This window comes from Humibacter ginsenosidimutans (genome assembly GCF_007859675.1).
In the GTDB taxonomy this organism is placed as follows: Bacteria; Actinomycetota; Actinomycetes; order Actinomycetales; family Microbacteriaceae; genus Humibacter; species Humibacter ginsenosidimutans.
On sequence record NZ_CP042305.1, the window covers coordinates 3,254,708 to 3,281,234 of the forward strand.

At 65.5% G+C, this 26,527-nt stretch carries 27 protein-coding genes and 1 pseudogene; 12 read left to right on the plus strand and 16 right to left on the minus strand.

Translation table 11 applies throughout. The features are described 5' to 3' along the window. Positions 1-47: 47 nt before the first annotated feature. The 7 genes from lgt (at position 48) to FPZ11_RS15075 (ending at position 7,723) form a co-directional block, all read left to right on the plus strand. Complete coding sequence (gene lgt / locus FPZ11_RS15045) at positions 48-971, plus strand: prolipoprotein diacylglyceryl transferase (protein ID WP_022900098.1); 924 nt, start codon at positions 48-50, stop codon at positions 969-971. Positions 972-1,000: 29 nt separating this feature from the next. After that, the gene (resB, locus tag FPZ11_RS15050) at positions 1,001-2,701 is read left to right on the plus strand and encodes a cytochrome c biogenesis protein ResB (protein WP_146321946.1); all 1,701 of its coding nucleotides are present in this window, start codon (positions 1,001-1,003) and stop codon (positions 2,699-2,701) included. After that, complete coding sequence (ccsB, locus tag FPZ11_RS15055) at positions 2,698-3,714, plus strand: c-type cytochrome biogenesis protein CcsB (protein WP_146321947.1); 1,017 nt, start codon at positions 2,698-2,700, stop codon at positions 3,712-3,714. Before resB ends, ccsB begins: the two co-directional genes overlap by 4 nt. A 44-nt stretch (positions 3,715-3,758) precedes the next feature. Continuing rightward, positions 3,759-4,034: a hypothetical protein gene (locus FPZ11_RS15060; RefSeq protein WP_033371509.1), complete on the plus strand. Its 276-nt coding sequence runs from the start codon at positions 3,759-3,761 to the stop codon at positions 4,032-4,034. 49 nt (positions 4,035-4,083) lie between these two features. Continuing rightward, positions 4,084-4,827, plus strand: coding sequence for a cytochrome c biogenesis CcdA family protein (locus FPZ11_RS15065; RefSeq protein ID WP_022900102.1), 744 nt, complete (start codon positions 4,084-4,086; stop codon positions 4,825-4,827). A 617-nt stretch (positions 4,828-5,444) separates the two neighbouring features. Further along, positions 5,445-6,104, plus strand: a complete 660-nt coding sequence (locus FPZ11_RS15070) for a DUF305 domain-containing protein (RefSeq protein WP_022900104.1) — start codon at positions 5,445-5,447, stop codon at positions 6,102-6,104. A gap of 311 nt (positions 6,105-6,415) precedes the next feature. Continuing rightward, complete coding sequence (locus FPZ11_RS15075; protein WP_367889404.1) at positions 6,416-7,723, plus strand: multicopper oxidase family protein; 1,308 nt, start codon at positions 6,416-6,418, stop codon at positions 7,721-7,723. A 72-nt stretch (positions 7,724-7,795) separates the two neighbouring features. Here FPZ11_RS15075 and FPZ11_RS15080 read toward each other — a convergent pair whose 3' ends face one another. Both FPZ11_RS15080 and FPZ11_RS15085 read right to left on the minus strand, forming a co-directional pair. Then, positions 7,796-8,500 (minus strand): permease prefix domain 1-containing protein, encoded by a 705-nt coding sequence (locus FPZ11_RS15080; protein WP_022900106.1) that lies wholly within the window; start codon positions 8,498-8,500, stop codon positions 7,796-7,798. Beyond that, a complete protein-coding gene (locus tag FPZ11_RS15085; RefSeq protein ID WP_022900107.1) occupies positions 8,479-8,829 on the minus strand; it encodes a PadR family transcriptional regulator in 351 nt (116 codons plus the stop codon). Before FPZ11_RS15085 ends, FPZ11_RS15080 begins: the two co-directional genes overlap by 22 nt. Positions 8,830-8,943: 114 nt before the next feature. Here FPZ11_RS15085 and FPZ11_RS15090 point away from each other — a divergent pair, with 114 nt between their 5' ends. Continuing rightward, positions 8,944-11,202 carry a PEP/pyruvate-binding domain-containing protein gene (locus tag FPZ11_RS15090; RefSeq protein WP_168203861.1) on the plus strand — a complete coding sequence of 753 codons (2,259 nt, stop codon included), beginning with the start codon at positions 8,944-8,946 and terminating at the stop codon, positions 11,200-11,202. A 144-nt stretch (positions 11,203-11,346) separates the two neighbouring features. Continuing rightward, positions 11,347-11,652, plus strand: a complete 306-nt coding sequence (locus tag FPZ11_RS15095) for a DF family (seleno)protein (protein WP_026939994.1) — start codon at positions 11,347-11,349, stop codon at positions 11,650-11,652. Positions 11,653-11,782: 130 nt separating this feature from the next. Here FPZ11_RS15095 and FPZ11_RS15100 read toward each other — a convergent pair whose 3' ends face one another. From FPZ11_RS15100 to FPZ11_RS15120, 5 genes are all read right to left on the minus strand, one after another. Continuing rightward, positions 11,783-12,472 (minus strand): cation efflux transmembrane domain-containing protein, encoded by a 690-nt coding sequence (locus FPZ11_RS15100; protein ID WP_022900110.1) that lies wholly within the window; start codon positions 12,470-12,472, stop codon positions 11,783-11,785. Then, positions 12,469-13,407 carry a cation diffusion facilitator family transporter gene (locus FPZ11_RS15105; protein WP_022900111.1) on the minus strand — a complete coding sequence of 313 codons (939 nt, stop codon included), beginning with the start codon at positions 13,405-13,407 and terminating at the stop codon, positions 12,469-12,471. The genes FPZ11_RS15100 and FPZ11_RS15105 overlap by 4 nt, the downstream gene beginning before the upstream one ends. Further along, on the minus strand, positions 13,404-13,826 hold the full coding sequence (locus FPZ11_RS15110) for an ArsR/SmtB family transcription factor (RefSeq protein ID WP_246846285.1): 423 nt from the start codon (positions 13,824-13,826) through the stop codon (positions 13,404-13,406). Before FPZ11_RS15110 ends, FPZ11_RS15105 begins: the two co-directional genes overlap by 4 nt. A 183-nt stretch (positions 13,827-14,009) precedes the next feature. Further along, positions 14,010-14,276, minus strand: coding sequence for a TFIIB-type zinc ribbon-containing protein (locus tag FPZ11_RS15115; protein WP_026939996.1), 267 nt, complete (start codon positions 14,274-14,276; stop codon positions 14,010-14,012). 108 nt (positions 14,277-14,384) lie between these two features. After that, positions 14,385-15,113: a phosphatase PAP2 family protein gene (locus tag FPZ11_RS15120; protein WP_033371378.1), complete on the minus strand. Its 729-nt coding sequence runs from the start codon at positions 15,111-15,113 to the stop codon at positions 14,385-14,387. 274 nt (positions 15,114-15,387) lie between these two features. Between FPZ11_RS15120 and FPZ11_RS15125 the strand changes: the two genes are divergently transcribed. Genes FPZ11_RS15125 through FPZ11_RS15135 form a run of 3 tightly spaced genes read left to right on the plus strand, consistent with a single transcriptional unit; the run spans position 15,388 to position 18,265 of the window. Next, entirely contained in the window at positions 15,388-15,597 is a 210-nt protein-coding gene (locus tag FPZ11_RS15125; RefSeq protein ID WP_022900114.1) for a heavy-metal-associated domain-containing protein, read from the plus strand. A 58-nt stretch (positions 15,598-15,655) separates the two neighbouring features. Further along, positions 15,656-17,965: a heavy metal translocating P-type ATPase gene (locus FPZ11_RS15130; protein WP_146321949.1), complete on the plus strand. Its 2,310-nt coding sequence runs from the start codon at positions 15,656-15,658 to the stop codon at positions 17,963-17,965. Between the two features lie 33 nt (positions 17,966-17,998). Continuing rightward, positions 17,999-18,265 (plus strand): YHS domain-containing protein, encoded by a 267-nt coding sequence (locus tag FPZ11_RS15135; protein WP_022900116.1) that lies wholly within the window; start codon positions 17,999-18,001, stop codon positions 18,263-18,265. A 14-nt stretch (positions 18,266-18,279) separates the two neighbouring features. Here FPZ11_RS15135 and FPZ11_RS15140 read toward each other — a convergent pair whose 3' ends face one another. From FPZ11_RS15140 to FPZ11_RS15175, 9 genes and pseudogenes are all read right to left on the minus strand, one after another. Further along, positions 18,280-19,725 carry an NADH-quinone oxidoreductase subunit N gene (locus FPZ11_RS15140; protein ID WP_146321950.1) on the minus strand — a complete coding sequence of 482 codons (1,446 nt, stop codon included), beginning with the start codon at positions 19,723-19,725 and terminating at the stop codon, positions 18,280-18,282. Between the two features lie 5 nt (positions 19,726-19,730). Further along, entirely contained in the window at positions 19,731-19,871 is a 141-nt protein-coding gene (locus tag FPZ11_RS19965; RefSeq protein ID WP_246846286.1) for a hypothetical protein, read from the minus strand. After that, positions 19,868-21,256, minus strand: a complete 1,389-nt coding sequence (locus FPZ11_RS15145) for a complex I subunit 4 family protein (RefSeq protein WP_246846287.1) — start codon at positions 21,254-21,256, stop codon at positions 19,868-19,870. The genes FPZ11_RS19965 and FPZ11_RS15145 overlap by 4 nt, the downstream gene beginning before the upstream one ends. Further along, positions 21,253-23,091: pseudogene (locus FPZ11_RS15150) on the minus strand (NADH-quinone oxidoreductase subunit 5 family protein). Before FPZ11_RS15150 ends, FPZ11_RS15145 begins: the two are co-directional and overlap by 4 nt. A 27-nt stretch (positions 23,092-23,118) precedes the next feature. After that, entirely contained in the window at positions 23,119-23,424 is a 306-nt protein-coding gene (locus tag FPZ11_RS15155) for an NADH-quinone oxidoreductase subunit NuoK (protein ID WP_022900120.1), read from the minus strand. Further along, positions 23,421-24,005, minus strand: a complete 585-nt coding sequence (locus FPZ11_RS15160) for an NADH-quinone oxidoreductase subunit J (RefSeq protein WP_022900121.1) — start codon at positions 24,003-24,005, stop codon at positions 23,421-23,423. The genes FPZ11_RS15155 and FPZ11_RS15160 overlap by 4 nt, the downstream gene beginning before the upstream one ends. A 10-nt stretch (positions 24,006-24,015) precedes the next feature. After that, positions 24,016-24,942 carry a complex I subunit 1 family protein gene (locus FPZ11_RS15165; protein WP_022900122.1) on the minus strand — a complete coding sequence of 309 codons (927 nt, stop codon included), beginning with the start codon at positions 24,940-24,942 and terminating at the stop codon, positions 24,016-24,018. Next, positions 24,939-26,132: a hotdog family protein gene (locus tag FPZ11_RS15170; protein WP_022900123.1), complete on the minus strand. Its 1,194-nt coding sequence runs from the start codon at positions 26,130-26,132 to the stop codon at positions 24,939-24,941. The genes FPZ11_RS15165 and FPZ11_RS15170 overlap by 4 nt, the downstream gene beginning before the upstream one ends. Beyond that, a complete protein-coding gene (locus FPZ11_RS15175) occupies positions 26,123-26,431 on the minus strand; it encodes an NADH-quinone oxidoreductase subunit A (RefSeq protein WP_246846288.1) in 309 nt (102 codons plus the stop codon). The genes FPZ11_RS15170 and FPZ11_RS15175 overlap by 10 nt, the downstream gene beginning before the upstream one ends. Between the last annotated feature and the right edge of the window lie 96 nt (positions 26,432-26,527).

Sequence of the window (26,527 nt, forward strand, 5' to 3'; positions counted from 1 at the left end):
GACACACCGGCAGTTCCTTCTGCCACCTACATCACGAAAGACGACTCATGTTTCATCCGTTCAGCATCCCGAGCCCTGATCCGGCGTGGGCGAAGTTCCAGCTGGGTCCGTTGACGATCCACACGTATGCATTGTGCATTCTGGCGGGGATCATCGCTGCCGTGCTGATCACGTCCTCCCGGCTGCATCGCCGTGGTGCGCCTCGCGGTGTGGTGATCGACATCCTGATCTGGGCGGTGCCGCTGGGCCTGGTCGGGGCCCGTTTCTACCACGTGTTCACGCACACAGGCGACTACTTCTATCCCGGCGCGAATCTGTGGAACGTGTTCGCGATCTGGGACGGCGGCAACGCCCTCTACGGTTCCCTTCTCGGCGGCGCGGTGGGTGCCCTGATCGGATGCCGTCGCGCCGGAATCCGATTCTGGTCCTTCGCCGACGCTCTCGCCCCTGGCCTGCTGGTCGCACAATCGTTGGGCCGGTTCGGGAACTACTTCAACCACGAACTCTTCGGCCTGCCCACCACACTGCCCTGGGGGTTGCAGATCGAGTCGACGAACCCGAAGTTCCCGCCCGGCCTCCCCGCCGGCACCCTGTTCCATCCCCTGTTCCTCTACGAGATCCTCTGGAACCTGACCGGAGTGGCCATCATCCTGATCCTGGAACGACGACTGAACCTGCGATGGGGTCGCGCCTTCGCGACCTACCTGATCTGGTACGGCATCGGCCGCAGCTGGCTGGAAGCCATCCGCATCGACCCGACCAGCGACGGCTTCCTCGGCATCCCCGCCAACGACTGGGCATCCTTCACCGCCATCGCCGCCGGCATCGTGCTCCTCGTCATCCAAACCAGACGACACCCCGACACCGAACCCGACCCCTACCTCCCCGGACACCCACCACGGACCGCGAACAACAGTTCAGTCCGCGAGTCCGATCGGGTCCCGACTTCCGAGAGCGGGAATCGTGCGTGATCGGTCCTCCATCCTGAACGGGAGGTGCGATGACTCGATCGACTGAGCGCATCGACGCAGAGCCGACTGAACGCACCCCGACCGCCGTGTCACAACCGCGCCTGGGAATCATCGGCTGGGGGCGCTGGGCATGGCGGCAGCTGACGAGCATGCGCACGGCACTGTTCCTGCTGTTGCTGCTCGCCCTCGCTGCAGTCCCCGGCTCGCTGTTCCCACAACGCACTGCCGATCCGAACGGTGTGGTCCAGTACTTCAAGGAGAACCCGGGTCTGGCCCCGATCCTCGACAAGTTCCAGGTATTCGACGCCTACACCTCGTTCTGGTTCTCCAGCATCTACCTGCTGCTGTTCCTCTCGCTGATCGGATGCGTACTGCCACGCACCGTCCATCACCTGCGGGCGATCCGCACCGCTCCGCCCCGCACGCCGGCTCGCCTGTCGCGGATGCCCGGCTTCATCGCCCTCGACCTGAACGACGACGGAAAGGCTACTGGCAGCGCGGTGACGGCCCCGGACGCGATCGCCGCCGCGCGATCCTTGCTGCGCAGGCGCGGATACCGGGTCGCGGTATTCGAGGGTGCCCAGACGAAAGACAGCACCGAGCTCTCGGTCAGCGCCGAACGCGGCTACCTTCGCGAGGCCGGCAACCTGGTCTTCCACATCGCGTTGCTCGGCATCCTGATCACGGTCGGTATCGGCGGCGGCTTCGGGTACAACGGCAACCGCGTCGTCGTCGAGGGACAGACCATGATCAACACCCTCGCCGCGTACGACTCCTTCAACCCGGGCCGCTTCTTCACCGACGCCGAACTGTCGCCGTACTCGATCCGGCTGGACAAGTTGGCCGTCACGTATGAGACGCAGAACAAGGATGCTCGCGGGCTGCCGACGGACTACACCGCGACTGTCACCGCTCGCACTCAGGACTCCCGGAACGGCTACAAGACCACGATCAAGGTCAACGAGCCGCTGAACATCGGCGGCACCAACGTGTACCTGCTCGGGAACGGCTACGCGCCGCACATCACGGTCCGCGATCCACGAGGGCACGTCGTCTTCAGCGACTTCGTCCCGTTCCTGCCCCAGGATTCGAACCTCACATCCCTCGGAGTCGTGAAAGTGCCCGACGGCCTCCAGCAGCAGATCGGGATGATGGGATTCTTCTACCCGACCAAAGCGGTGGCGCAGAACGGCGCCTTCTACTCGTCCTATCCGGACGTGAAGGCACCGATGCTCACCCTGAATGTCTATTCGGGTGACCTGGGGTTGAACGGCGGAGTGCCCCGGTCCGTGTACACCCTGGACACGTCCCGGTTGAAACAACTGACCGGCGTGAGCACCGGCGTGAAATCGATCGAGCTTGCTCCCGGGTACAGTCAACAGCTTCCCGACGGGCTGGGCTCGGTGTCCCTGGACGGCGTCTCCCGGTTCGCCTCCTTCCAGGTGAACCACGATCCGACCCAAGGCTGGGTGCTTCTGTTCACGGTCTGCGCGTTCGGCGGCCTCCTCACATCGCTCTTCGTGCCTCGTCGAAGGCTGTGGGTGAAGGCGATCGGGCAGGCATCCGGACCGCTCCGACTCGAGTATGCGGGCCTGGCTCGGGGCGATGACCCACAACTCGAGACGGTGGTCGAAACGCTGGCACAGAACCACATCGAGGCCCTTCGCAACCGCGACCCCGGCGCATCAGATGGTCGGCACCCAGAAGAGGACACAAGGAGAACAACATGACCGACACACTGTCGCAGCTTTCGCTGCTGCTCATCATCGGGGCCATCGCGATCTACGCCGCCGCGTTCGTGACCTTCGCCCTCGATCTCGCCCGTCGACGTTCCCCCTCGGTCACCGTGATCAGCGCGGTCGCCCGGCATGCCGAAGCCGAAACCCCGACCTCGACCACGAGGCTCGCGAATGCCATAGGGAACACGGGTGTCCTCGTCCGCCAGTCGACCACGAGCGCGGACGCCCATGAAGAGCGGCCGCAGACGTCCGGAGTGTTGCGTGCCGCATTCGTGCTGACGCTCGTGGGATTCGGCCTGCACCTAGGGGCGGACGTTCTTCGAGGAATTGCCGCCGGCCGCGTCCCGTGGGCGAACATGTGGGAGTTCTCCATGACCGGCACCCTCATCATCGTCGGTGTCTTCCTGCTCGTGACACTCAAGTACGACCTCCGGTTCCTGGGCACGTTCGTCATCGGACTCGTACTCCTGCTGCTGGGAATCGCAAGCGCACGGTACTACGTTCCCGTCGCACCGCTGCCTCCGGCGCTGCAGTCGTACTGGCTGGTGATCCATGTCATCGTCGCGATCATCGCCACCGGCTTCTTCGCTCTCGGGTTCGCGCTTTCCGGCGTTCAGCTCCTGAAGGCGCGACGAGAGCGTCAAGAGACCGATGCGCGGCCGCCGCAGTTCGCCTTCCTTCGCACCCTGCCGAAATCGGCGGCGCTGGAGAACCTCGCCTACCGGATGAACATCGTCGGATTCATCCTCTGGACCTTCACTCTCATCGCCGGCGCGATCTGGGCAGAGAAGGCCTGGGGCCGCTACTGGGGTTGGGACACCAAAGAAGTCTGGACGTTCATCATCTGGGTCCTCTACGCCGGGTACATCCACGCCCGGGCGACCCGCGGCTGGCGCGGTTCGCGGTCGGCGTGGTTGGCACTCATCGGGTTCAGCGCCGTGATGTTCAACTTCGGCATCGTCAACGTCTTCTTCAAGGGTCTCCACTCCTACAGCGGCCTCTGAACACGAGACGTATGAGCCGCCATTCGAACCGAAAGGACATATTCGTGCCCAAGAAGAACGAACCGCCGCGCAAGCGTTCGACGCACGCGGAGATTGAGAAGACGCCTGAACAGCTCCGCGCGGCCTACCGACGCAAACGACGATTCCGCGTGATCGGCTGGAGCGTCATGTCCGTTGGTGCAGCGGTCGCGCTGCAACATTGGCTCGCCCATCTCGGAGCCTTCGGTGCCCAACCGCCGGGTTGGATCGATCTCGCAGCCGGCTATCCCATGGCCGGCCTGCTCATCCTTGCCGGAGCAATAACCGTGAGCCAGAAGTGAGTCGGGAGACCACCAGCATCGCCATACTGATCAGGACAGGCTCCCGGTAATGGGATCGGCATTCGCAGCGATCGTCTCCAACGGCCAGCTTCTTCTTGCCATCCCCGTCGCGATCCTCGCCGGCGCCGTCTCGTTCGCCTCGCCCTGCGTCCTGCCGCTCGTACCGGGCTACCTCGGCTATGTCAGCGGAATGGCCGATGGTACCGCTGGACGCTCACGTCGGCGCACCGTGGCGGGAGTGGTGCTCTTCGTCCTCGGGTTCGCTGTGGTGTTCATCGCGTATGGTGCCGCAGCGGGCGCATTCGGCTCCTGGCTGATCCGCTGGCAAGACGTTCTCACCAGAGTCCTCGGCATCATCGTCGTGCTCATGGGATTGGCGTTCGTCGGCGCGTTCTCCCTCCTGCAGCGCACGATCAAGCTCCCCGCCCGACCCTCGACCGGCGTCGCGGGAGCACCACTTCTCGGCATGGTGTTCGGACTCGGCTGGACGCCGTGCATCGGTCCGACGCTGGCCGCGGTTCTCTCGCTCAGCCTGTCCAGCCAATCCGCGGCCCGCGGTGCCCTACTGACCGGTTTCTACGCCCTCGGGCTCGGCGTTCCCTTCATCCTGATCGCCTTCGGATTCACCTGGGCCGCCGGCGCGGTCGCGTTCCTCCGCCGTCACATCCGCGCCGTGAACCTGGCGGGCGGCATCCTCCTCATCGTGATCGGTGTACTCATGATCACCGGCCTCTGGACCGCATGGATCTACAGCCTCCAGGCGATGATCGGTGGAACGACACTGCCCGTCTAGCGGCGACACCGCAGACGTTCCCCCAAGTGCTCTGGTCAACTCGCACTCTTGGTTCAGGTACGGCATACCCGTAGCGGGTACCGTGGAACGTATGATCCGGCTCGAGCGGTTGCGTGCAGCGCGCACGTTGCGCATCGCCACACGTGTCGTGATCACGCTCATCCTCGTCGTGGGCATCACTGCAATGCACAGCATGCTCGATGCATCCATGAACATGCGGATGTCGTCGGCCTCTGCAGCCACAGCCACCCCGATGCCGCCGGATCCAACGGCTGCTGCGACCGCTGGTGCCGGTCATCGGCAGGCAGCGGATTCGGGCGAGGCCGGCACCGCATGCACGGATGCGATGTCCCACGGTGGGATGCACGCCTGCCTCTTCGTGGCGTCGCCGATCGTTCTCGCCGTATCAGCTTCCCCTGCGGTCGGCGAACAGCACGTGCCGTCGCCGCTTCGATCGGCGCCGAATGAGCAAGGGCGGTCAGGCGCGTTCGCGACCGATCGCGTGCTCGCACTCCAGGTGTTGCGGATTTAGAGGTCGCTGGGGAGGGCTCTGTCTTCGGGCAGGCGGCACCTCCGACGCGTGTTCTCACTTTCCGTACCAGTATTTGGAGTACTTCATGAAGTTCGCACCTCGCGCCGCCCTCGCCGGCGTCGTTCTGGCCGCCGGTGGTCTGCTCGCCGGTTGCACCAGCTCCGGGATGGGCGACATGCCCGGGATGTCCCATTCCTCATCCACACCCGCTGGGACGCACAATGCGCAAGACGCCATGTTCGCGCAGATGATGATCGTGCACCACCAGGGTGCGATCGAGATGGCCGGCCTCGCCCCTACCCGCGCAGCATCCGCTCAGGTGAAGGATCTGGCGGTGAAGATCAAGGATGCGCAACAGCCCGAGATCGATGAGATGAAAGCATGGCTGAAGGGATGGGGGGAGCCGCTCACCATGCCCGAGATGGGTTCCGGATCAAGCCCGAGTCCTTCGGACATGTCTGGAATGGACATGTCGACCCCGATGCCGACCGACGGCGCCGGCATGAACTCGATGCCCGGGATGACTCCGCAGGACATGGCCCAGCTGAAGGCTGCGACCGGTCCGGCATTCGACAAGGCGTTCCTGAGCCTGATGATCCAGCATCACCAGGGCGCCATCGACATGGCCAAGCAAGAACAGTCAGGCGGCAAAGACACCAAGGCGAAGAAGCTCGCCGACAACATCGTCAACTCGCAGTCCCAGGAAGTCACCGAGATGCAGGCGATGCTCACGTCCCTCGGCTGACAGAAATGCCGGGCGCGACCGGGTCTCGGTGGCGTCCGGCACCCCCGCCGACAGCGTGCGCACGACAGTCCCCTCATCCCTTCCTTGACTCTGGACGACTACTTATGCCCGACCTCACGAATCCATCTCACCCGATCACACGTCGCCGGCTGCTCGCTGCCGGTCTGGGAACCGCGGCGCTGGCAACCCTGGCCGGCTGCACCTCACCACCACCCCGACTCATCTCACCGACTTCATCGGCCGTCACCACCGCCGAAGAGGCGCGGCGGAGCACCGGCCGCGTCGTCTCCGCGACGTTGAATGCGCAGCCGATGCAGTTGGATCTTGCCGGCAAGATGGCGAACACCTGGGCCTTCGGCTCCACACCGGCCCCGACCATCCGGGTCAGCGCCGGAGACACCGTTCTTGCACAAGTCACCAACCAGCTGCCGGACCCCACATCCGTGCACTGGCACGGCGTGGCACTGCGCAACGACATGGACGGGGTGCCACCGCTCACCCAGAAGGCGATCGCGCCCGACAATTCCTTTGCGTACAAGTTCATCGCGGAGCATCCCGGGACGTACTGGTTCCACCCCCATGTCGGCACCCAGCTGGATCGAGGACTGTACGGGGCGCTGATCGTCGAGGACCCGCACGATCCACTCCGTTACGACGAGGAGTGGGTCGTCGTGCTGGATGACTGGCTCGACGGGGTCACCGCCACTCCCGACCAGGTATTGAAACAACTCTCCAAAGGCATGGCATCGATGGGCATGGACGGCATGCTGATGCGGATGGGCAACATGCTGATGGGCACGAACTCGCCCCTGCTCGGCGGAGACACCGGCGACGTCTACTACCCGGAATACCTGATCAACGGGCGCCCGCCCGCCGACCCGGAGACCTTCACCGCCAAACCCGGCTCACGCATACGCATCCGCTTCATCAACGCCGGCGGCGACACCGCGTTCCGCGTCGCGCTCGGCGGCCACGCGCTGACCATCACGCACACCGATGGATACCCGGTCGAGCCGAAAGACGTCGATAGCGTGCTCCTCGGGATGGGCGAGCGCTATGACGTCATCGTCACGGCCGGTGACGGCGTCTTTCCGCTTGTGGCATCGGCCGAGGGCAAGGATGCCGCCGGATTCGCGCTGCTGCGCACCGCCGCGGGAACAGCCCCGGCGCCAACGACGTCCATCCCCGAGCTGGTTTCCTCCCGGGTCGGCACCGCCGACCAGCTGGCGACGGCATCCGCGGTCCGCCTGCGCTCGAAGCCGGTGGACCGCACGCTGACCATGAAGCTGTCTGGCGACATGAGTTCATACGACTGGGCGATCAACAACCGTCGGTTCGATATTAAGAAGCCTCTGCAAGACGCGCTACGGGTGCGCAAGGGCGAACGCGTGCGTTTGAAGCTCGTCAACGATACGAAGATGTGGCACCCCATGCACCTGCACGGCCACACCTACCAGCACCCGAACGGCGGGCCGCGCAAGGACACGTCGATCGTGCTGCCCGGCAAGACGCTGCAGGTCGAGTTCGACGCCGACAACCCCGGCCAGTGGCTCAGCCACTGCCACAACATCTACCACGGAGAGTCCGGGATGATGACCGTCGTCGCGTACGAACGATAGCCCCCGTGTGTGGCCGACGCGCGATGTCCACACAGCGGACGGATGGCTCGGGGTCGATCGGTGCACGATCTGCTATCGCGAGAACATCAGCCGGCGAACGCTGTGGCAAATGGCTGCTCCAGCGAATGGGAACCTGCCGATGCTGGCCGCGGCGGCTATGCCCGCGATGATCGGGGAAAGTGACCCGGCTGTGCCGTTCAGGACGCGCGTCGCCAGGATGACGAGCATGGTCGTGTCGACTGCAAGGGTCACCAGTCCGATCAGGCTGGCAGCTAGTGCCGCCTGACGTGGTGAGGACTCGGGTAGCCAGCGGATGAGCGAGCCCGTTGTGGCGAGAACACCGGTGGCGATCATGACGGCGGGGGCCACGACCGGTAATGCGGGGATGGCGGATATGACCGTGGCGGGTTGGATGTGCTGGGAAGGGACGACGAGTAGCAGGAACCACCAGATGCCTACGAGGGGCCCGGTGAGCAGAAGCCGCCAGAGGATCGTGCGGCTTTGATGGATGGCCAGTTCACCCGCGAAGGCAGCCGCCACCAGCTGCGGCGCGCCGAGTTGTGCGATCGCTTCCTCGGATGCTTCCGCCGTAGACATGCCCTGCGAGGTGCCGGCAGCGATCGCGTCGTCGAGGCCGTCCCGGATTTCATCGATCACGGCCGCTCTCGCTCTCGCGGGCCCGCGCAACTGCCCGCCGAGAGTTCTCAGGTAGTGCTCGACCTCTTGCGATTCCAGCTTGGCTTCGGCCGGCGACTTTACGACAGTGCGGCGGGCCATGGTTTCTCCTGGAGCAGGGCGGAGACCGCGGTGGAGAACTGGACCCAGATGGCGCGCTCTGCGCCCAGCGCTCGGCGTCCGGATGCGGTCAGGTCGTATTCGCGTCTGCGTCTGCCGCCGATGACATGCCATCGGCTGGCGATGTAGCCGGCGCGTTCGAGTCGGTGGAGAGCGGGATAGATTGTCCCGGTTTGGAGGTCGAATGTTCCACCGCTGCCGGTGCGCACCGCTTCGATGATGGCGTATCCGTGCCGGGGGCCGTCCTCGAGAACGGACAGGAGCAAGGCGTCCAGGTGTCCCTTCAATGCCTCTGGCCGCATGGGCAACATGGCTTCTCCCTTCCGTCGACTCGGCTTCGCTCGGCAGTCTGGCGCCTGGGGTCCGATACGTCTATAGTAGTAGCAATACTACGTATCGCGTTACTACCTATGGTGGCGGTCAGATTGGACGAAGTACGACTGCTTCCCCAACTTGCGGAAATCGACGACCCCAGAAGTGAATGGATCGGGAGCAAGGCGGCGAATCTGAGCCGCGCGGTGGCGCGCGGTTTCCGTGTGCCGGACGGGTTCGTGGTCATCCCGACGGCGTTGCGGACCCTTGGCGAAGAGGCGGACGAGGCGCTCGGTCGTGCTGCGGATCGGATCGGGCCCGGCCCCTTCGCCGTTCGCTCCTCCGCCATTGCCGAGGACCTTGCGGATGCTTCCTATGCCGGTCTCTACGAGACGGTCCTGAACGTCGAGCGAGGGGGCCTTGCGGAGGCCATCCGTCACGTCATTGCCTCGGGGCTGGATGCGCGGGTGACCGCATATCACGGAACACAGTCCACCCTGGTGCCGGACCTGGACTCTGCCGGTGTGCCGGTGCTCGTCCAGCAGATGGTCCACCCGATGTCCGCCGGAGTGGCGTTCACGGCGAACCCGTTGACCGGACGCCGGGACGAGACCGTCGTGACCGCCGTTGCCGGGCTCGCCGAACCGCTGGTGTCCGGTGAGGCGGTGGGTGAGGAATGGGTGGTCCGCGAGGGCAGGGCCAGCCGCACGCGCGCTGGGGACGGCGCGCTTGAAACCGGGCAGGCGGAGGCTATCGCGACGCTCGCCCGTCGGGTAGAAGCTGAGTTCGGGTCGCCGCAGGACATTGAGTGGGCTATCGACGCTGACGGGACCCTGTTCCTGACCCAAGCACGGCCGATGACCGCTGTTGTCGACGCCGTCGAATGGGTCCCGCCGGGGCCCGGCTTGTGGGCACGCAATTTCCGGATCGGCGAGTGGTTACCGGAGGCGATGACACCGCTGTTCGCGGACTGGATCATCCCCCAACTGGAATCGGGGTATCTGAACGGGATGTGGAAGTCTGCCCGGGTGCAGGTACCCTTCCGCTACGCCACGGTCAACGGCTGGTACTACAACGCAACGCCGATCCCATCGCCGCGAACATTGTGGCGGGTAATGGTCGAAAGTCGTGGTCGGGCACCGTGGTTCCTCTACAACGTGCTCGCCCGCGTGTCCCGCAACCCCGTGGCTGCCGACCGTTCGGCCATCCATCGACTCGAAATGGAATGGCGAGACGATACCCTTCCCACCTACCGACGGCTTGTCAGCGCCGCCGAGACAGAAGTCGACGCTGCCGGCATTGAACGCCTGGTGGAGATCGTGAACGACATTTCCTCAGTCGCCGGCTCCTACTTGTGGTTCCTCGCGGTCGTCGGCGGTTCGGCATGGAAGATGGAGGGCGCCCTGGCCAAGTTTTGGGCTGGGCACCTGGCCGCACGCCTCACCTCCACGGCCGTCGGCGCGGCCGGTCACCAGGTGCTGTTACGAGGGCTCTCCGATGCTCCACCAAAGCTCCCGGGCCACGCTGTCTTCTCGCTCGACTGGTACTTCCCGACGGCCGGCGAGAACAACGCCGACCCTGCAACCGTTTCGTCGACGGCGACTGTGGATCAGGCCAGGACGTCCACCCTGGTCTCCGAACGGCAGACCGCCGAAGAGACCTGCCGACAGGCGCTGGCAAACAACGGCAGGCTGCTCAACAAGTTCAACGACCTGTTGGCGGTCAATCAACGATTCGCCGCCCTCCGCGAAGAACAGGCCCGCGACCTGACGCTCGGCTGGCCGGTCCTGCGCCAGTGCGCTCATCGCCTCGGCACGCTGCTACGACGCGCCGGGATGATCGGCGACGCCGATGACATCTTTTTCCTCACCCTCTCCGAGATCCGCGCCACCCCAGAGGGCCTCGCTGCGACTGTGCAGGAGCGGAGAAGGCTCTGGGGCAGGCAACGCCGGCTGCCTGCCCCGCTCACCCTCGGTGAGCCTCCTCGCCTGATCGGCGACCCGATCGCGCACGCCGTCACGACAGCCCGCACCGGGCACCAGACGCCCGAAGGCGCGATCCTCGGTCACCCGGCCAGCATCGGCCGAGCAACAGGCCGGGTGCGGGTGGTCTACAGCCCCGCCGATTTCGCCAGCTTCAGGCAAGGTGAGATCCTCGTCGCCAAGGCCACCGCCCCCGCCTGGACACCACTGTTTGCCCGAGCGGCTGGCGTCATAACCGACGGCGGAACCCTCGCCGCACACGCCTCCCTCATCGCCCGCGAATACGGCATCCCCGCCGTCGTCGGAACCGGCAATGCGACCACACAGCTAAGCACCGGCCAGCTGGTGACCCTCGACGGTGCCGCCGGGACCGTCGTGCCCCACCCGTAAGCCTGAATTTCGTCAAAAGCCGGACGCGGCGTGCCACTCGCAGTCGACCGATCTGCGAAGCGCGAGAGGCGACGTCGACGCAGTAAGAGCCGCAGCGGCGCCCACGATATGGCGGCGTCGCGGTCGCCGGTGGAGAATAAGGGCATGAAGATCGAAGTTCTTCATATCGATGAGTGCCCGAACTGGGAGCATGCCGGTGATCGGATTCGTGAGGCGCTGGCGCAGCTCGGTGACACCGCTTCTGTGGTGGAGAATCGGCTCCTTCGTACTTCCGAGGATGCGGCTGCGGTGCCGTTTTCTGGGTCACCCACGATCCTGGTCGACGGCGAAGATCTCTTCCCCACCAGTCGACGAACCTCGGACCTGGCCTGCCGGATCTACGCCACTCCTGATGGGCTGGCCGGGGTACCCACGGTTGAACAAATCGTGGAGGCGATTCGCGTCCGATGAACGAGGACCTGGTGATGTGCTCGTGCTGTGGCCGAGACCTGCCGCGAAGCAAGGTTCACGAGCTTGACGGTGGACGATCGCGCATCTGCCGCCGCTGCGGCTTGTGGGTGGCGTTGTGGTGGCGCGGTGATCACCGCACAACAGGCTGAATCGGGCCCCTCCCGGGGCTACTTTGCTCCCCGGTGAAGGCGGAGACGGGAACGGTGCAGGTATCGCCTTTCCACGCTTCTACACCTTCGCGCACGGCGAAGCCGACAACAACCAGGGCGGCGACCGGATCGGCCCATCTCCACCCGAAGAGGGCGTTGAGCAGAAGGCCGAGCAGGACGGCCGCGGAGAGATAGGAGCAGATCAGGGTCTGTTTGGAGTCGGCGACCGCGGACGCAGATCCGAGCTCCCGTCCCGCGCGGCGTTCGGCAAAGCTGAGGAACGGCATGATCGCGAGGCTTAGTGCGGTCAGGATGATCCCGATCAGACTGTGTTCGGCGGTGATGATTCCTAGCAGCGCGAGTGCGGCGTCGATCGTGACGTAGACGGCGAGTGCGAAGAACGCCAGTGCGATCAGTCGCAGGGCGGTCTTCTCTCGCGTTTCCGGGTCCGGCGCGGCGAACTGCCACGCGATGACGGCTGCAGAGAGGACCTCCACAATGGAGTCCAGCCCGAATCCGACTAGAGCCGCCGAGGACGCGCCGGCACCGACCGTGATCGCAATGATCGCTTCGATCGCGTTGTACGTGATGGTGACGGCGACGATCCATCGGATCCGGCGACGAAGCACGACGGTCCGTGCCTCAGTAGTGGTGTCGGTGTGGTTGGTCATCGGTGGTCGGCTCCGTGTTCGTGAGCGGTATGGTCGGCCGGCTCGAACTGGAACGTGCTGTGTTCCACATCGAAATGCCCGGCCAGGCACTCCTGCAATTCGTCGAGCACCTTCGGCGCGTGTCCGTCGTAGAAGCAGTCGTCGGAGAGGATGACATGGGCCGAGAGGGCGGGAAGGTCTGAGGTCACGGTCCACAGATGCAGATCGTGAACATCCACCACATGCTCCGGCCGCATCAGATGCGCACGGATCTCGCTCAGGTCGACGCCCTCGGGAACGCCTTCCAGCAGAATGCGTCCGGAGTCGCGCAGGAGGCCCCATGCCGCACGCAGCATGAGCACGACAACGATCAAAGACGCGATCGCATCTGCGCGCGTAAATTCGGTGAAGAGGATCACGAATCCCGCGATGACGGTGGCGATGAAGCCGTAGAGATCGGTGAGGATGTGCTGGAACGAGCCTTCGATATTCAGGCTGCTCCGGTTCGCTTTGGCCAGCACCCACACGGTGACCAGGTTCACCGCGACACCGAGCAGGGCCACGATCAGCACAGGGCCGCCCTCCACCGGCGGTGGTTGAAACAACCGGCGGATCGCCTCGATCGCCACCACGGCGCTGATCACGACCAGGGTGATGCCGTTCACGGCGGCCGAGAGGATCTCCGCGCGTTTGAACCCGAAGGTCCAGTTCGCGCTGGTCGGCCGCGCCGCCAGTCGTATCGCGATCAGCGAGCCGGCGATCGCCGCAGCGTCAGTGAGCATGTGTCCGGCATCGGAGAGTAGCGCCAGCGAGCCGGCGATGATCGCGACGACGACCTCGACGATCATGAAGCTCACGATCAACGCCAGCGCGATGACAAGAAGCTGGGAATCCGCACCCGGCGCGGCCCCGTGCGAATGCTGGTGTGGCTTGCCCGGTTGCGTCTGTGCCCTCACGCGTCCGCCTGCTCACCGCGCTCCGGGTGGATTGCCACCGTGTGACCGGTGTGCGTGAGCCCGAGGTCGAGAAGCATGCGAACGTGCGCGTCATCCAGACGGTAGTAGGCCATCCGTCCCCGCCGCGATACGGACACCACACGGTGCGCACGCAACAGGCGCAGCGCATGGCTGACCGAGCTCTCACTCATCGTCGTGGTCGCGGCAAGATCGCACACGCACATCTCGCCACCGCTCAGCAGCGACATCAGGATGCGCAGCCTGCCGGGGTCGCCGAGCAGAGAGAAGACATCCGCCAAGTCCGTCACGGTGTCCGTGGAAGGAAGCGCCTCGGCCACCCAGGACACCTTCCCCGGGTCGACAAGCTTCAGGTCGCACTCATCTACCTGCTCACCGGTTGCTTCCACCGCGGTCTCCACATCTGATTAAACGTTCATATAACGATACCAGCCGGAACGACTGGAACCTCGACGCTGACGAGCTGGGGCCGCGGGGGGGAGGGTGAACGAGTGGCGTGTCTCTCCGAAATTGTGGATGAGCGTGCATGCAGGCGTCGGCGGGCGTGATCGATCGACGCACCGAAGACCGTGAGGCGCGGGAGCCTAGTCGAAGAGTTCGCCAAGCCAGCCGCCTCGACGGCGCTTGCCGTAGTTTTCACGACTGCCCCCGTGATGATCGCCACCGCGGTATCCGTCGTCATAACGGGGCTGCTGCACCGTGCGCGCGGGGTACGCGGAGTCGGCTCGCTCGAGAATCTTGTCGAGTTCGCCACGGTCCAGCCAGACGCCGCGGCACTGAGGGCAATAGTCGATTTCGATGCCGTTACGCTCGGACAGCGCCAGCGGAGTTCCATCGATCGGGCAGTTCATCATCACCTCCCGGCGTTGCCTCGCGGAAAAGACAACGCCTTCACGTTCAATGAATAATTGTTCATATGAACCTGAAATTGATCCGGGAAGTCAAGGCCGATCTGCCACCTATGACCGCAGCGTGGGAGGTGCGGGTTCCCGGAGGAGTGGGATTCGTGGCATGAGCCAGTCGGCCCAGATGAGCCGCGCTGCGGGGGCTACGGCCAGCGACCAGAGGATGGAGGCGAGAACGTCGGTCGGGTAGTGCACGGCGTCGATCGAGAGCGACACGGCGACCACGATGACGAGGATGGCTCCGAGCACGGCGCCGAGTGGCAGCCATCGTGTGCCGCGGAGCACGAAGATCACGGCGACGACGAATGCGGTGACGAACGCGGTGTGCCCGCTGGGGTGGGACGGGTCGACCTGGACGGGGTAGAACGGGTGCGTCATCAGGTGTATGTCGGGTCGGGGCCGGTGCACTGCGAGCTTGATCAGGTCGGACGGGATCCACGTTGCGGCGACAACCCCGGCGAACGCTGCCGCGACGCGGAGTTGCCTGCTGAGTGCCCAGATCACGCCGGTGGCTACGACGGTGATGAGTATCGCGGGGATCGGGCTGAACAGTTGGTAGACGACGTTGGTCAGGCGGGCCATGGACCCGGCGTGCGATATGTTCAGCGCCTTTGACAGTGCCAGGTCGATCGGATGGGAGGTCAGCACGAATCCGATGCCGGTGAGGACGACGATCGTTATCGCTGCTGTGACCAGGATGGCCACCGGATGTTGCGAAGGGCGCAGGATTCCGTTCACTTGGGTGCGGGCATGGCTCGTCACCGTGGGGGCGGGAGTGGACATAGCGATATTGTCGGGCGCTGCCTGCCAAGAATCGCCGAAGAAGACGGCGCAGGGCCACCCCTAGGATGCTGCCGAGTACGGTCAGGGCGAGCACGCCGAACGAGTAGTCGCAGACAGTGTTCGCGGTACCCATCGGGTCGATCACCACTACGAATCCTGCAATGCAGTCGTTTCTGCATGGGTCGTCGGTTCACCGGATCTTCAACTCCCACGGAATACCGCCAGGAGGTATCGTGTTCCATAACACATACCCCCTACCCGTATGGAGGAGCGAATGTCGACGACGGAATACGCCGTGACCGGGATGACGTGCACACACTGTGAGATGTCGGTGCGCGAAGAGGTCGAGCAGATCCCTGGCGTGGAGCAGATCGAGGTGTCGGCTGCGACCGGCCGGCTCGTGGTGACCGGCGCGGATGCGATCGACGATGCCCAGGTTCTGGGCGCGGTCGAGGAGGCCGGTTATACCGCGGTGCGCGTCTGATCTGCGCGAAACAGCTCAATGGCCGTCATGAGACGGCACGGTAGTCCAGGAGGAGTTCATGACGACGTCCGACGTTCACCCGGCGGTGCCCGGTTCGAGCATCGAGCTCGAGATCGGCGGCATGACGTGTGCGTCGTGTGCGATGCGCATCGAGAGGAAGCTGAACAAGCTCGATGGCGTGGTGGCGACGGTGAACTACGCGACCGAGAAGGCGCGCGTGAACGTACCGCAGGGCTTCGATCCAAGCGCGCTGATCGGGGAGATCGAGAAGACCGGGTACACGGCGACGCTCCCGGTGGCCGAGCCGACCGAAGACGCCGAAGAGGCACCGGATGCAGAACTGGTCTCGCTGCGGCAGCGCCTGATCGGCAGCATCGTGCTGGCCGTACCGGTGATCGCACTGGCGATGATTCCGGCGCTGCAGTTCACGTACTGGCAGTGGCTGTCGCTGACCCTGGCCGCGCCGGTCATCGTCTGGGCGGCGTGGCCGTTCCACAAGGCAGCGCTGACCAACCTGCGGCACGGTGCGGCCACGATGGACACGCTGGTGTCGGTCGGCACGATCGCGGCTTTCGTCTGGTCTTTGTATGCGCTGTTCTTCGGAACGGCCGGGATGCCTGGGATGCGGCACGGTTTCGACTTCTCGGCCGCGCCCACCAGCGGGGCGGGGAACATCTACCTGGAGGTCGCTTCCGGCGTCACGATGTTCGTGCTGGCGGGACGCTACTTCGAGAGGCGCTCGAAGCGTCGAGCCGGCGCTGCCCTGCGGGCGCTGCTGGAGCTCGGTGCGAAGGACGTCTCGGTTCTCCGCGCGGGGGTCGAGACCCGCATCCCGATCGGACAGTTGGCTGCGGGCGATGAATTCGTCGTGCGGCCGGGTGAGAAGATCGCCGCGGACGGCGTCGTCGTCGATGGCACGAGCGCTGTGGACGCGTCGATGCTCACGGGCGAGTCGATTCCGGTCGAGGTCGCTGTCGCTGACCCCGTTGTGGGCGGGACGGTGAACGTCGGCGGCCGCCTGACCGTGCGAGCGACCAAGGTGGGCTCGGATACGCAGTTGGCCCAGATGGCCAAGCTCGTGGAGGATGCCCAGTCCGGCAAAGCCGAGGTGCAGCGCCTGGCCGACAAGATCTCCGGCATTTTCGTGCCCATCGTGATCAGTGTCGCCATCGTCACGCTCGGCGCCTGGCTGCTCGCCGCGTTCCCCGCGGAGATGGCGTTCACAGCGGCCGTGGCGGTGCTCATCATCGCCTGCCCGTGTGCACTCGGACTGGCCACCCCGACCGCGCTACTGGTCGGCACGGGGCGCGGCGCGCAGCTCGGCATCCTGATCAAGGGCCCTGAGGTGCTGGAATCCACCCGCAAGGTGGACACGATCGTGCTCGACAAGACCGGCACCGTCACAACCGGGAAGATGACGCTGCTGGGCATCCACCCAGCGGAAGGCGTCGACGAACGGGAGCTGCTCAGAATCGCCGGGGCTGTCGAGGATGGCTCCGAGCACCCGATCGCGCAGGCGATCGCGAAGGGTGCGACGCAACGCGTCGGAGCACTTCCCGCACCTGAGTCGTTCGTGAACATCGAAGGACGTGGCGTGCAGGGCATCGTCGACGGGCACCTCGTGCTTGTCGGCCGTGCCACGCTGCTGATCGAATGGTCGATCTCAGAGGACCCGGCACTGCTGGCAGCGAAGTCGGAGGCCGAAGCCGCAGGTCAAACAGCGGTCGTGGTGGCCTGGGACGGCAAGGCACGAGGCGTGCTGGTCGTGGCGGATGCCGTGAAGAACACCAGTGCGGAAGCAATCGCCCAGCTCAAGGCCCTAGGGCTGACCCCGGTGCTTCTCACCGGCGACAATTCGACGGTGGCCCACCACGTCGCGCAGCAGGTCGGCATCGACCAAGTCATTGCGGAGGTACTGCCCCAGGACAAGGTCGAGGTCATCACCAGGCTGCAAGCCGACGCCCGGGTCGTGGCGATGGTCGGCGACGGAGTGAACGATGCTGCGGCCCTCGCGCAGGCCGACCTGGGGCTCGCGATGGGCACCGGCACCGATGTCGCCATCGAAGCGGCAGACCTCACCCTGGTACGAGGTGACCTGCGCTCGGCAGCCGATGCGATCCGGCTCGCCCGGCGCACCCTGGGCACGATCAAGGGCAACCTGTTCTGGGCGTTCGCGTACAACATCGCCGCCATCCCACTCGCCGCGTTCGGGCTGCTGAACCCGATGTTCGCCGGTGCCGCGATGGCATTCTCCAGCATCTTCGTGGTCAGCAACAGCCTCCGGCTACGCCGATTCCGATCCCACGCGACCGCCGCTGACGCGCTCGGCAGCCGCACGACCGCATCCCGAACTCTTCAGAACGCCTGACACCAGCCAGACCCCCCAGTAAGGAGAACCCCCATGACCGACCACCACCACGCCCACGGTTCGCACGACCACGGTTCGCACGGCCACCAGCACACTCAGCCCGCCGACGAGAAGACGCTGCTCGGGCCATCGAACGCGGAACTCGCCGAGTGCCCGGTGATGAAGGGAAGCATCGTCGTCAAGACCGAGGCGGAGGCTGCCGGCCTCTACCGCGACTACGAGGGGACCCGCTACTGGTTCTGCTGCGCCGGATGCCTCCCCGACTTCGACGCCGACCCCGCGAGGTACGCAGCCGCGTAGGTTCTGCGCATCCGTCACTTGGAGCTGCTCAGCAGCTCCAGAACCGGGTTGGCGACGAGTCCAACCACGACGGAGGTCACACCCAGAGCCACGGCGAGGATGATGCTTGCGGCTTCCGTTCGTGGCATCCCCGTCGGCCCTGAGGGTTCCGAAGCCTCGGGGCCAACGTGATCTCGTTGGAACAGGACGAAGATCCACCGCAGGTAGTAGAAGACACTGGCCACGGTGTTGGCTGCCGCGAGTATTACGAGCCAACCCATTCCGGCGTCCAAGGCTGCTGTGAAGGCGGTCAGCTTGCCGACGAACACCGCGGTCGGCGGCGTTCCGACCAGTCCGAGTAGGCAGACGATCAGGCTGAGCGCCACCCAGCGATGTCGCCGGAATAGGCCACGGTAGTCGTCGACGCCGCGTCGCGAGGCGAATGCGGCGACTACTGCGAACGCGCCCAGGTTGGTGACGGTGTAGGCGAGCAGGTAGTAGAGAAGGCTCGGAAGCGCCCGAGTGGGATGACCGTACGCCGCAATGATCATCATGAGGTAGCCGACTTGACTGATCGTCGAATACGCCAGCAGCCTCCGGACGGTGCGTTGGAAGAAGGCTGCCAGATTGCCGAGCGTCATCGTGGCCGCGGCCAGAAGCGCGAGCATGAGCGACCAGTCCAGCGGCACGTTCGCGAAGGCATCCGTGCTGATGCGGAACAACGCGACGAGGGCGCCGATCTTCGGCACGGTGGCGATGAACGCCGCGATCGGTGGTGTCGCGCCGTCGATCGCATCGGGCACCCAGAAATGGGCGGGAACCGAACCCGCCTTGAACAGCAGGCCGGCGGTCAACATGAGCATCCCGGTCGCGACGACTGCCGTCGGACCACGCGGCAGGCTTCGACTGAGCTCGCTGTAGACCGTGCTGCCGCCGGTCGCCAGCAACAGCACGACACCGGCCAGTAGCAGCAGACCGAACAGAGCACCCATAAGGTAGTACTTGAGCGTCGCCTCGGTGCCCAGGCGGTCCTTGGCGAATCCAACCAGCGCGTAGAGCGGAACACTGGCCAGCAGGTATCCGGCGGCGAGTACCAGCAGGTCGGTGGCGCCGGCCAGCACGATGGTGCCCAGCGCGGCGAGCAGCAACAGCACGTGGAACTCGGACTCCCGCTTTGCAGCGGCAATCGAGCCGGACGCGAGCCCGATCACGATCGCGGTACCGACAAGAATGGCGAGGCGTGCAGCATTCAGCGACACGTCGATCGTGTAGCTTCCCGCAGCGGTGGCCTCCGGCGCCCGCGTCATCGAGATGATCGTGGCGATCACGGCGACCAGGATGCCCAGCAGCGCGAGCGCCCGGACTACCCACTGCCGGTATCGGGGCAGCCAGCTGCCGGCCAGAAGGCCGAGGACCGCCGTCACGGCGATCGCGATCTCGGGCACGAATGCGGTCAGGTCGATCTCCTGCCCGGACTGCATGCCGTTCATCCACCCACCAGGGCGACCAGTGCGCGGGCTGCCGGATCGATGACGTGCAAGAGGAACGCGGGCAGGATGCCGATCACGACGGACAGCGCGAGTAGCGGTGCGACGGCGAAGAACTCCCGGGAGAAGACATCTTTCATGGATGCTTGGGGGGGGCGGGAGGTGCTTCGTCATGTGATCGCTGGCCCGCGCCCAAGAAGATGCGCTGGAACATGCGGAGCAGAAGCGCCGCGGTGATGACGATCCCGATCACGGACAGAGCCGTCGGAACCGGCGCGGAGCCCAGGCTGCCGGTGAAGATCTGGAACTCGGCGATGAATCCGGAGAACCCGGGCAGACCGAGCGACCCGAACACGGCCACCGCCATCAAGCCGGTGAAGACCGGCACAGTTTTCGCCAAGCCCCCGTATGCACCGATGTCGTACGTGCCGCCACGGGCATACAGAACTCCGGCGAGTAGGAAAAGCGCGCCGGTGAGGAGCCCGTGGCTGACCATCTGGGTCACCGCCCCACTGACCGCGAGGGCGGATGCTTGCACGTTGGACCCGGTTGCCAGTCCCGCGGCCCCGAGCCCGAGGATGATGTATCCCATGTGGTTGACGGAGGTGTAGGCGATCATCCGTTTCAGGTTCGTCTGCGCCAGAGCGACCAGCGCGCCGTACAGCACCGAGACCACACCGACGATCACGAAGACCAAGGCGTAGTCGCGCCACGCCTGCGGCAGGATCGGCATCGCGATCCGCACGAAGCCGTAGGTGCCCATCTTCAGCAGGATTCCGGCCAGGATCACCGAGCCGGCAGTGGGCGCCTCGGTGTGCGCCGGGGGCAACCAGGTATGGAACGGCACGGTCGGGGTCTTGACGGCCAAGCCGAGGCTGATGGCGAACAGGATGATTCCCGCGACCACGGGATCGCCCTTCAACGGATCCTGGTGCACGAGTTGCACCATGTCGAACGTGTGTGGGGTGCTCGCCAGGTACAACCCGATGAAACCCAGCAGCAGTGCAAGCGAGCCGACGAACGTGTAGAGGAAGAACTGCAGAGCCGCGCGCGCCGCACCGGGATGACCCCAGCCGGCGATGATGAAGTACATCGCCACGATCGAGAGGTCGAAAAAGACGAAGAACACCAGCAGGTCGAGAGAGACGAACAGGCCCAGCGACACGGTCTGCAGGAAGAGGAAGAGGATCACCCAGGAGCGTGTGCGCCGCTGCTCGCGCAGCGAGTAGACCGCGCAGGCCAGGAAAAGCACTCCGGTGAGCGCAACTATGGGCAGTGAGAAGCCGTCGACCGCGATGTGGTATCCCGAGCCCAGCATCGGCAGCCACCGGACGTTCTCTTCGTAGCCGAAGCCCGTGCCTGTGCCGACGATGTAGCCGGTCCACGCCACGATGATCAGCGCCAGGTCGACGGCCGAGGTCGCAACCCAGATCCACGGGAAGAGCCGAACGCGCTTTCGGGGCACGAACAGCAGAAGCGCCGCGACGATCGCGGGCAGGAACACGATGATCGAGAGCACGGTCACCTCATCAGAATGAACACTGCGACGAGCACGGCCATGCCGACGATCGCCTGGTCGTAGTACTGATGCAGCAGGCCGGTTTGCGGGCGCACTGCAGCGGTAGCAAGTCTCCGAGCGCCATCGGCGACAAATGCGACGGCGGCGGCTATCGCCCACTCGAGGCGGGCGTTGACGACGCGGGAGAGCCGAAGCACGGCGCTGCCGACCGTAGTCACGGCCTGACTGAGAACGCGGTCGTCGAACCGGGAGCACCACGCGGACAATGCGCGGATCGGACGCACGACGATCACGTCGATGCCGGCTTCCATTTTGAGCCAGTCGCGCAGCCAAGCGGTATCGGCGACGAGTTCGTCGCTGCGAGTCAGACGTCGGTGCTGCCACCAGACAACGAGAACGATGACGGTGACGGCGAGCGTGGCCGACATCGCGAACTCCCAGGGGGGCGATGTGGGTGCGTCCGGCGTGCCGAGCGTTCTCGACCACGCTGCGGCAAGTGGGGGCACCCCCAACACGCCGAGCACGGTGGCCGCGATGGCCAGCGCGGGCAACGGCAGTAGCTCGCTGACCGGTATCCGCCCCGCACGGACATCGAGCGGAGCCACCGACGCCGGTCGAGTCCAGATGACCGCCAGGGCCTTCGCCGAATAGGCTGCGCTCAGCGCCGCAGCCGCCAGGCCGACGGTGTAGAGCGCCGTAGATGCTGGCAGGGCCGCACTGAGGATCTGGTCTTTGGCCACCCAGATCGACAGCGGCGGAAGCCCGCCGAGAGCCAGCGCCCCGACCGTGAACGTGATACCGGCGACCGGGTGGGTGCGTGCTGCGCCACGCAGACGCAGCAGATTCTTCGTGCCGAGCGCGGCCAACCAGGCACCTGCGACAAGGAACAGCAGGCTCTTCACGGCGGCATGGGCGACGAACTACGTTGCGCCGCCTGCGACGCCGCCGACGCCGGCGGCCAGCACGATGAAGCCGATCTGGGAACAGGTCGAAGCGGCCAGCAGCTGCTTCAGATCACGCTGTGCGACGGCAACAGCGCCCAGCAGCAGTGCAGTCAGCGCGCCGATCCACGCCACCACCGGCCCGAGCCACCCGGTCGCCGTGATGCCGGGCTCGATGCGCAGCAGAAGATATCCGCCGGCGGCGACCATTGCAGCCGAGTGCAGCAGCGCGGAGACCGGGGAAGGGCCGGCCATCGCATGCGACAGCCAGAAGCTGAACGGTAACTGTGCCGACTTGCCCAGCGCCGCCAGCGCAAGACCGGCGAGGGCGATGTCGCGCCAGCCACCGGCAACCTCATCAAGGCGCGCCAGGTTGAGACCGGCCGCTCCGGCCGCTAGCGCCGCCCCGGCGGCAACGTACATTCCGACATCCGCCGACCGGGTCGTGATGAACGCGATCAGCCCGGATCGCGCCTTTCCCGGTTCGCTCCACCAGAACCCGATCAGCGCATATGAGGTAGCGCCCATGATCTCCCACGCGGCGAGCAACGTGAAGATATTCACCGCCGTCACCGTGACGAACATGGCGGCAACGAAAAGCAGCATCGTGCCGAAGAACCGCGACCGCGCCTCGCCGCGCCCGATGTCGCCGCACGCGAAGACGACCACGGCCAGGAACACAGCCGCGACCGTGACCATCGCGATCGCCGCGAGTCCGTCCACGGCCACTGCACCTGGGATGGAGTTCAGCGCCGTCACCTCAGCGCTCGGCCGGGCGATCGCCGCGACGATCGCGAGGCCGAGATCGATCACGGCGACCGCTACTGCGATGGCCGGTGCGGCGGCATCCGTTCGACGGCCGCGCAGCAGGAGCACGACCGCTGCCGCCGCAGGCAGCATCACCAGGAGAACGAGGGGCACGGCGCGTCATCCCTTCAGGTCGGATGCCGAGTCGACCATGTCCACGTCTCTGGCGCGGAAGATGGCGGTGGTCACCGCGAAGCCCATACCCATTTCGACGGCCATCGCGGTCATCGCGACGAGCACCACCGTCTGCGCGTCGGGACTGCCTGGCACGATGAAGTACCAGACGGCGGCCGCCGCGACGATGACGCCGTTGATGGCGAGCTCGATCCCCATCATGATCATCACGATCGACTGCTGGCTGAGCAGCCCGTACAGGCCCACCGCGAACAAGCCGGCCGCCAGGATCAGATACAGCGAAAGGATCATCGTTGCAGCCCGCCTCGCCGGCGACCGCCGAGTCCGCCTTGAACGGGGTCTTGCGGCGGTCGGACACGCAGATCATCGCCATACCTGTCGTATCGTCCACGGGCCGAAGCGAGGACGATCGCGGAAACCATCGTCGCGAAGAGCACGAGCCCGATGATCACCATGACGAGCATGTGCGGGCCCATCACATCCAGCCCCAGGGCCTTCGTCGGATCGGCGTTCGAGCGTCGTCCCCCGTGCGGCCATGGCGTGACCGTTGCGCCGACCGCGAGAACCACGAACACTACGGCAGCGACGATCGTCGAGACACGGTTGTTGTGCACCATCTTCATCGGCATCAGGCCGGCAGGGTTCATCATGTACATGAGCATGAAGACGACCATGATCATCATCTCCATGACCATCATCAGGATGACCAGCACACCGAGGTAGGTCAGGCCCAGCAACAGAATCGGGACCGCTGCCAGCACGAACGAGGCGAGCAGTGCGAACGTGGCCCGTGCCATCGAAGCGACACGGAACACCGTGATGCCCGCGGCAATGGATCCTACCGAGCACACCCCGAAGGCAATCGCATCCATCACGGCCGCATCACATCCATCCCACGAGTACGAAAATCGATACCGCGAGGGCCTGCACGATCGTTGCTGGCAGCAGCACCATCCAACTGATCTCGGCGAACCGTTCCATCCGGATCGGCGGCATGCGGTGCCCCACCCAGACCAGTACCGCCAGTACCGCCGCCGTCTTGATGAGAAGCCAAGCCCAACCAGGCAACAATGGCCCGGCCTCGCCGCCGAGGAAGAACGGCACCGCCATCGCGCTGCCGACGGTCAACAGCAGGTACCGGCCGCCGCAGAACGCCAGCCGATCGACACCAGAGAGCTGCGAGGCCGCTCCGCCGACGATGTCGCGACCCACTGACTGGTCGAATGGGCCCCAGAACGAGAATCCCATGATCGAGATCAGATACACGATGAAGGCGGCCGGCATCGTCAACGCGAACCACAACTGCCCGTGCTGTGCGGCAGCGATCTGGTTGACCTGCAGGGAGTTCGCGCCCACGGCCACCGTGATCAGGGCGAACATGTGTGGCAACTCGTAGCTGAGACCCTGGGCGAGGAACCTGTTCGCACCGATCACACCCCACGGTGCGTTCGAACCCCACCCGACCATCCAAACCGCAGCCCACGCGAGCACCTCCATCGCGTTGAACCAGACGACGCCGACGGAGAGATCGCTGATCGCATGAGCACCGAGCGGCACGACCAGCACGGCCATGATTGCGGCCAGAGGCAGAAGGGCGGAACCGATCCGCGCAAGCGCCCTGTCGGAACCCACGACGACGCTGCGCTGAGCCACTAGCAGCCGCGCTCCTTCACGGGTCGGCGCCGACCATGCCGCGGCGAGCCGCGCTCCGCTGGCCCGGTGTCGCAGCAGAACAGACGCCGAGGCCGCGGCATACGAGAAGCCGCCGAGCAAGCTCACGGCGATCAGCGCGTTCCACGGCGACGTCACGATCCCGACCCGTCGGCAGGCATGCGCGCGGACGCGTCGAGTTCGTGCAGCGTCTCCAGGTCAGGGTCGAAGGAGGCGACGATCAACCGCCCGCCGGCGAATTCCTGGCCGATGAGCAGGGACGGCAGCATCCGGACAACGGCTCGTGCACCCTCTGCGCGCTGCGACCCCCAAGTCGCATCCGCGGGCCCGTCCGCATCCCGGGCCTTGATCGCGGCAGCAATCTCGTCGAGCCAGCGCATAGACCGTGAGTACGCGTCGCCGCGGAGTCCTACAGGCGCGTCGGGGCCGAGTTCTCCGAGCCCGCTTATCGACCAGCGAAGCGTGTGCGATCGACGCACCGTTCGCATCCATCGAACGAAACGAGGATGCGCGGTCGAAGGCGCGGATGCCAACAGTTCGTCCCGGAGCAGGCGGCCGGTCATGGCTGCGCTTCGCCACCCGGCGACGCTCAGGAAGCGCTGCAGGGAGTCCGCCGCGGCCGCAGCGTGAACCCGGATGGGGTCGAGGGCGTCGCGTTCTGCCTCCAGCCAGAACGATGATCCGACCGGAAGCCCGATCGCCTCTGTCTCTGCCTCCTGCACGACATCGCCCTGAAGCACGAGCCGCACGATGAGCCCGGTGGGCCAGTCCGGCAGCGCGGGTCCGAGAGCGACATGCAATCGATCGAGTTTCAGTCCGTCGCGGTCACTCCCGCGGTCGGCCATCGGGATCCCGCCAGGCACGTCCATGCTCATGCTCATGTCGCCGTGATCCATGTCGCCCATGCCACCGCGATCCATGTCGCCCATGTCGCCGTGGTCGGTGCCGCCCATGTCCATCTCATGACCGCCGGTCTCGCGGTCGTGGAAGTGTTCGTGGCGTTCAGCATCCTCCCGCAGTGCGGCCACGTCGCGCAGAGCCGCCTGAGCATCGTCGAGCTGCTGGGCAAGCGTACGCGCGGTAGTCACCTGGACGTATGCGCGAGGGCACGGCACCTGCCGCCAGATCTGCTCGGTTGAGTCAGCGAGGAAGCTACCGTCGCCGCCGCAGACGACCAGGATGTCCGTGTTCGCCGGGGTGAGCGCCTCGACCCAGCCCCGCGCCCGCGTCTCCCGCTCGATCGCCAATCGCAGGGCCGACGAACCCGGAGCGCTCACCACGAATATTCGAGGAACGGGCAGCCTGAGCAGGACAGCGGTCAGGTCCACCTGAACACGCCCTCACGCCATGCGTAGATGACCGCGGCCACCAGAACGGCCAGAAACGCGAACATTTCCACGACGGATCCGGCACCGGTTTCACGCACGACGAGAACCCAGGGATACATGAACACCATCTCCATGTCGAAGACCACGAAGACGATCGCAATCAGATACCAGCGCACATGGAACCGTGAGACAGCGTGCTCTCTCACGGGAAGACCCGACATGAAGGCTTCGCGGCACAGAACGCGGTGCGAGATCCGCACCCCGGAGGAGAGGCCATAGAGGACGAGCAGGAGAAGCACCGCCACACCAAGTAGCACCATCGTGTCTCCTCGTGTCAGGCCGCCATGGATACAGCGCGCCATCGACCTATACCCAGGCAGGGTATCAGGGGCTAT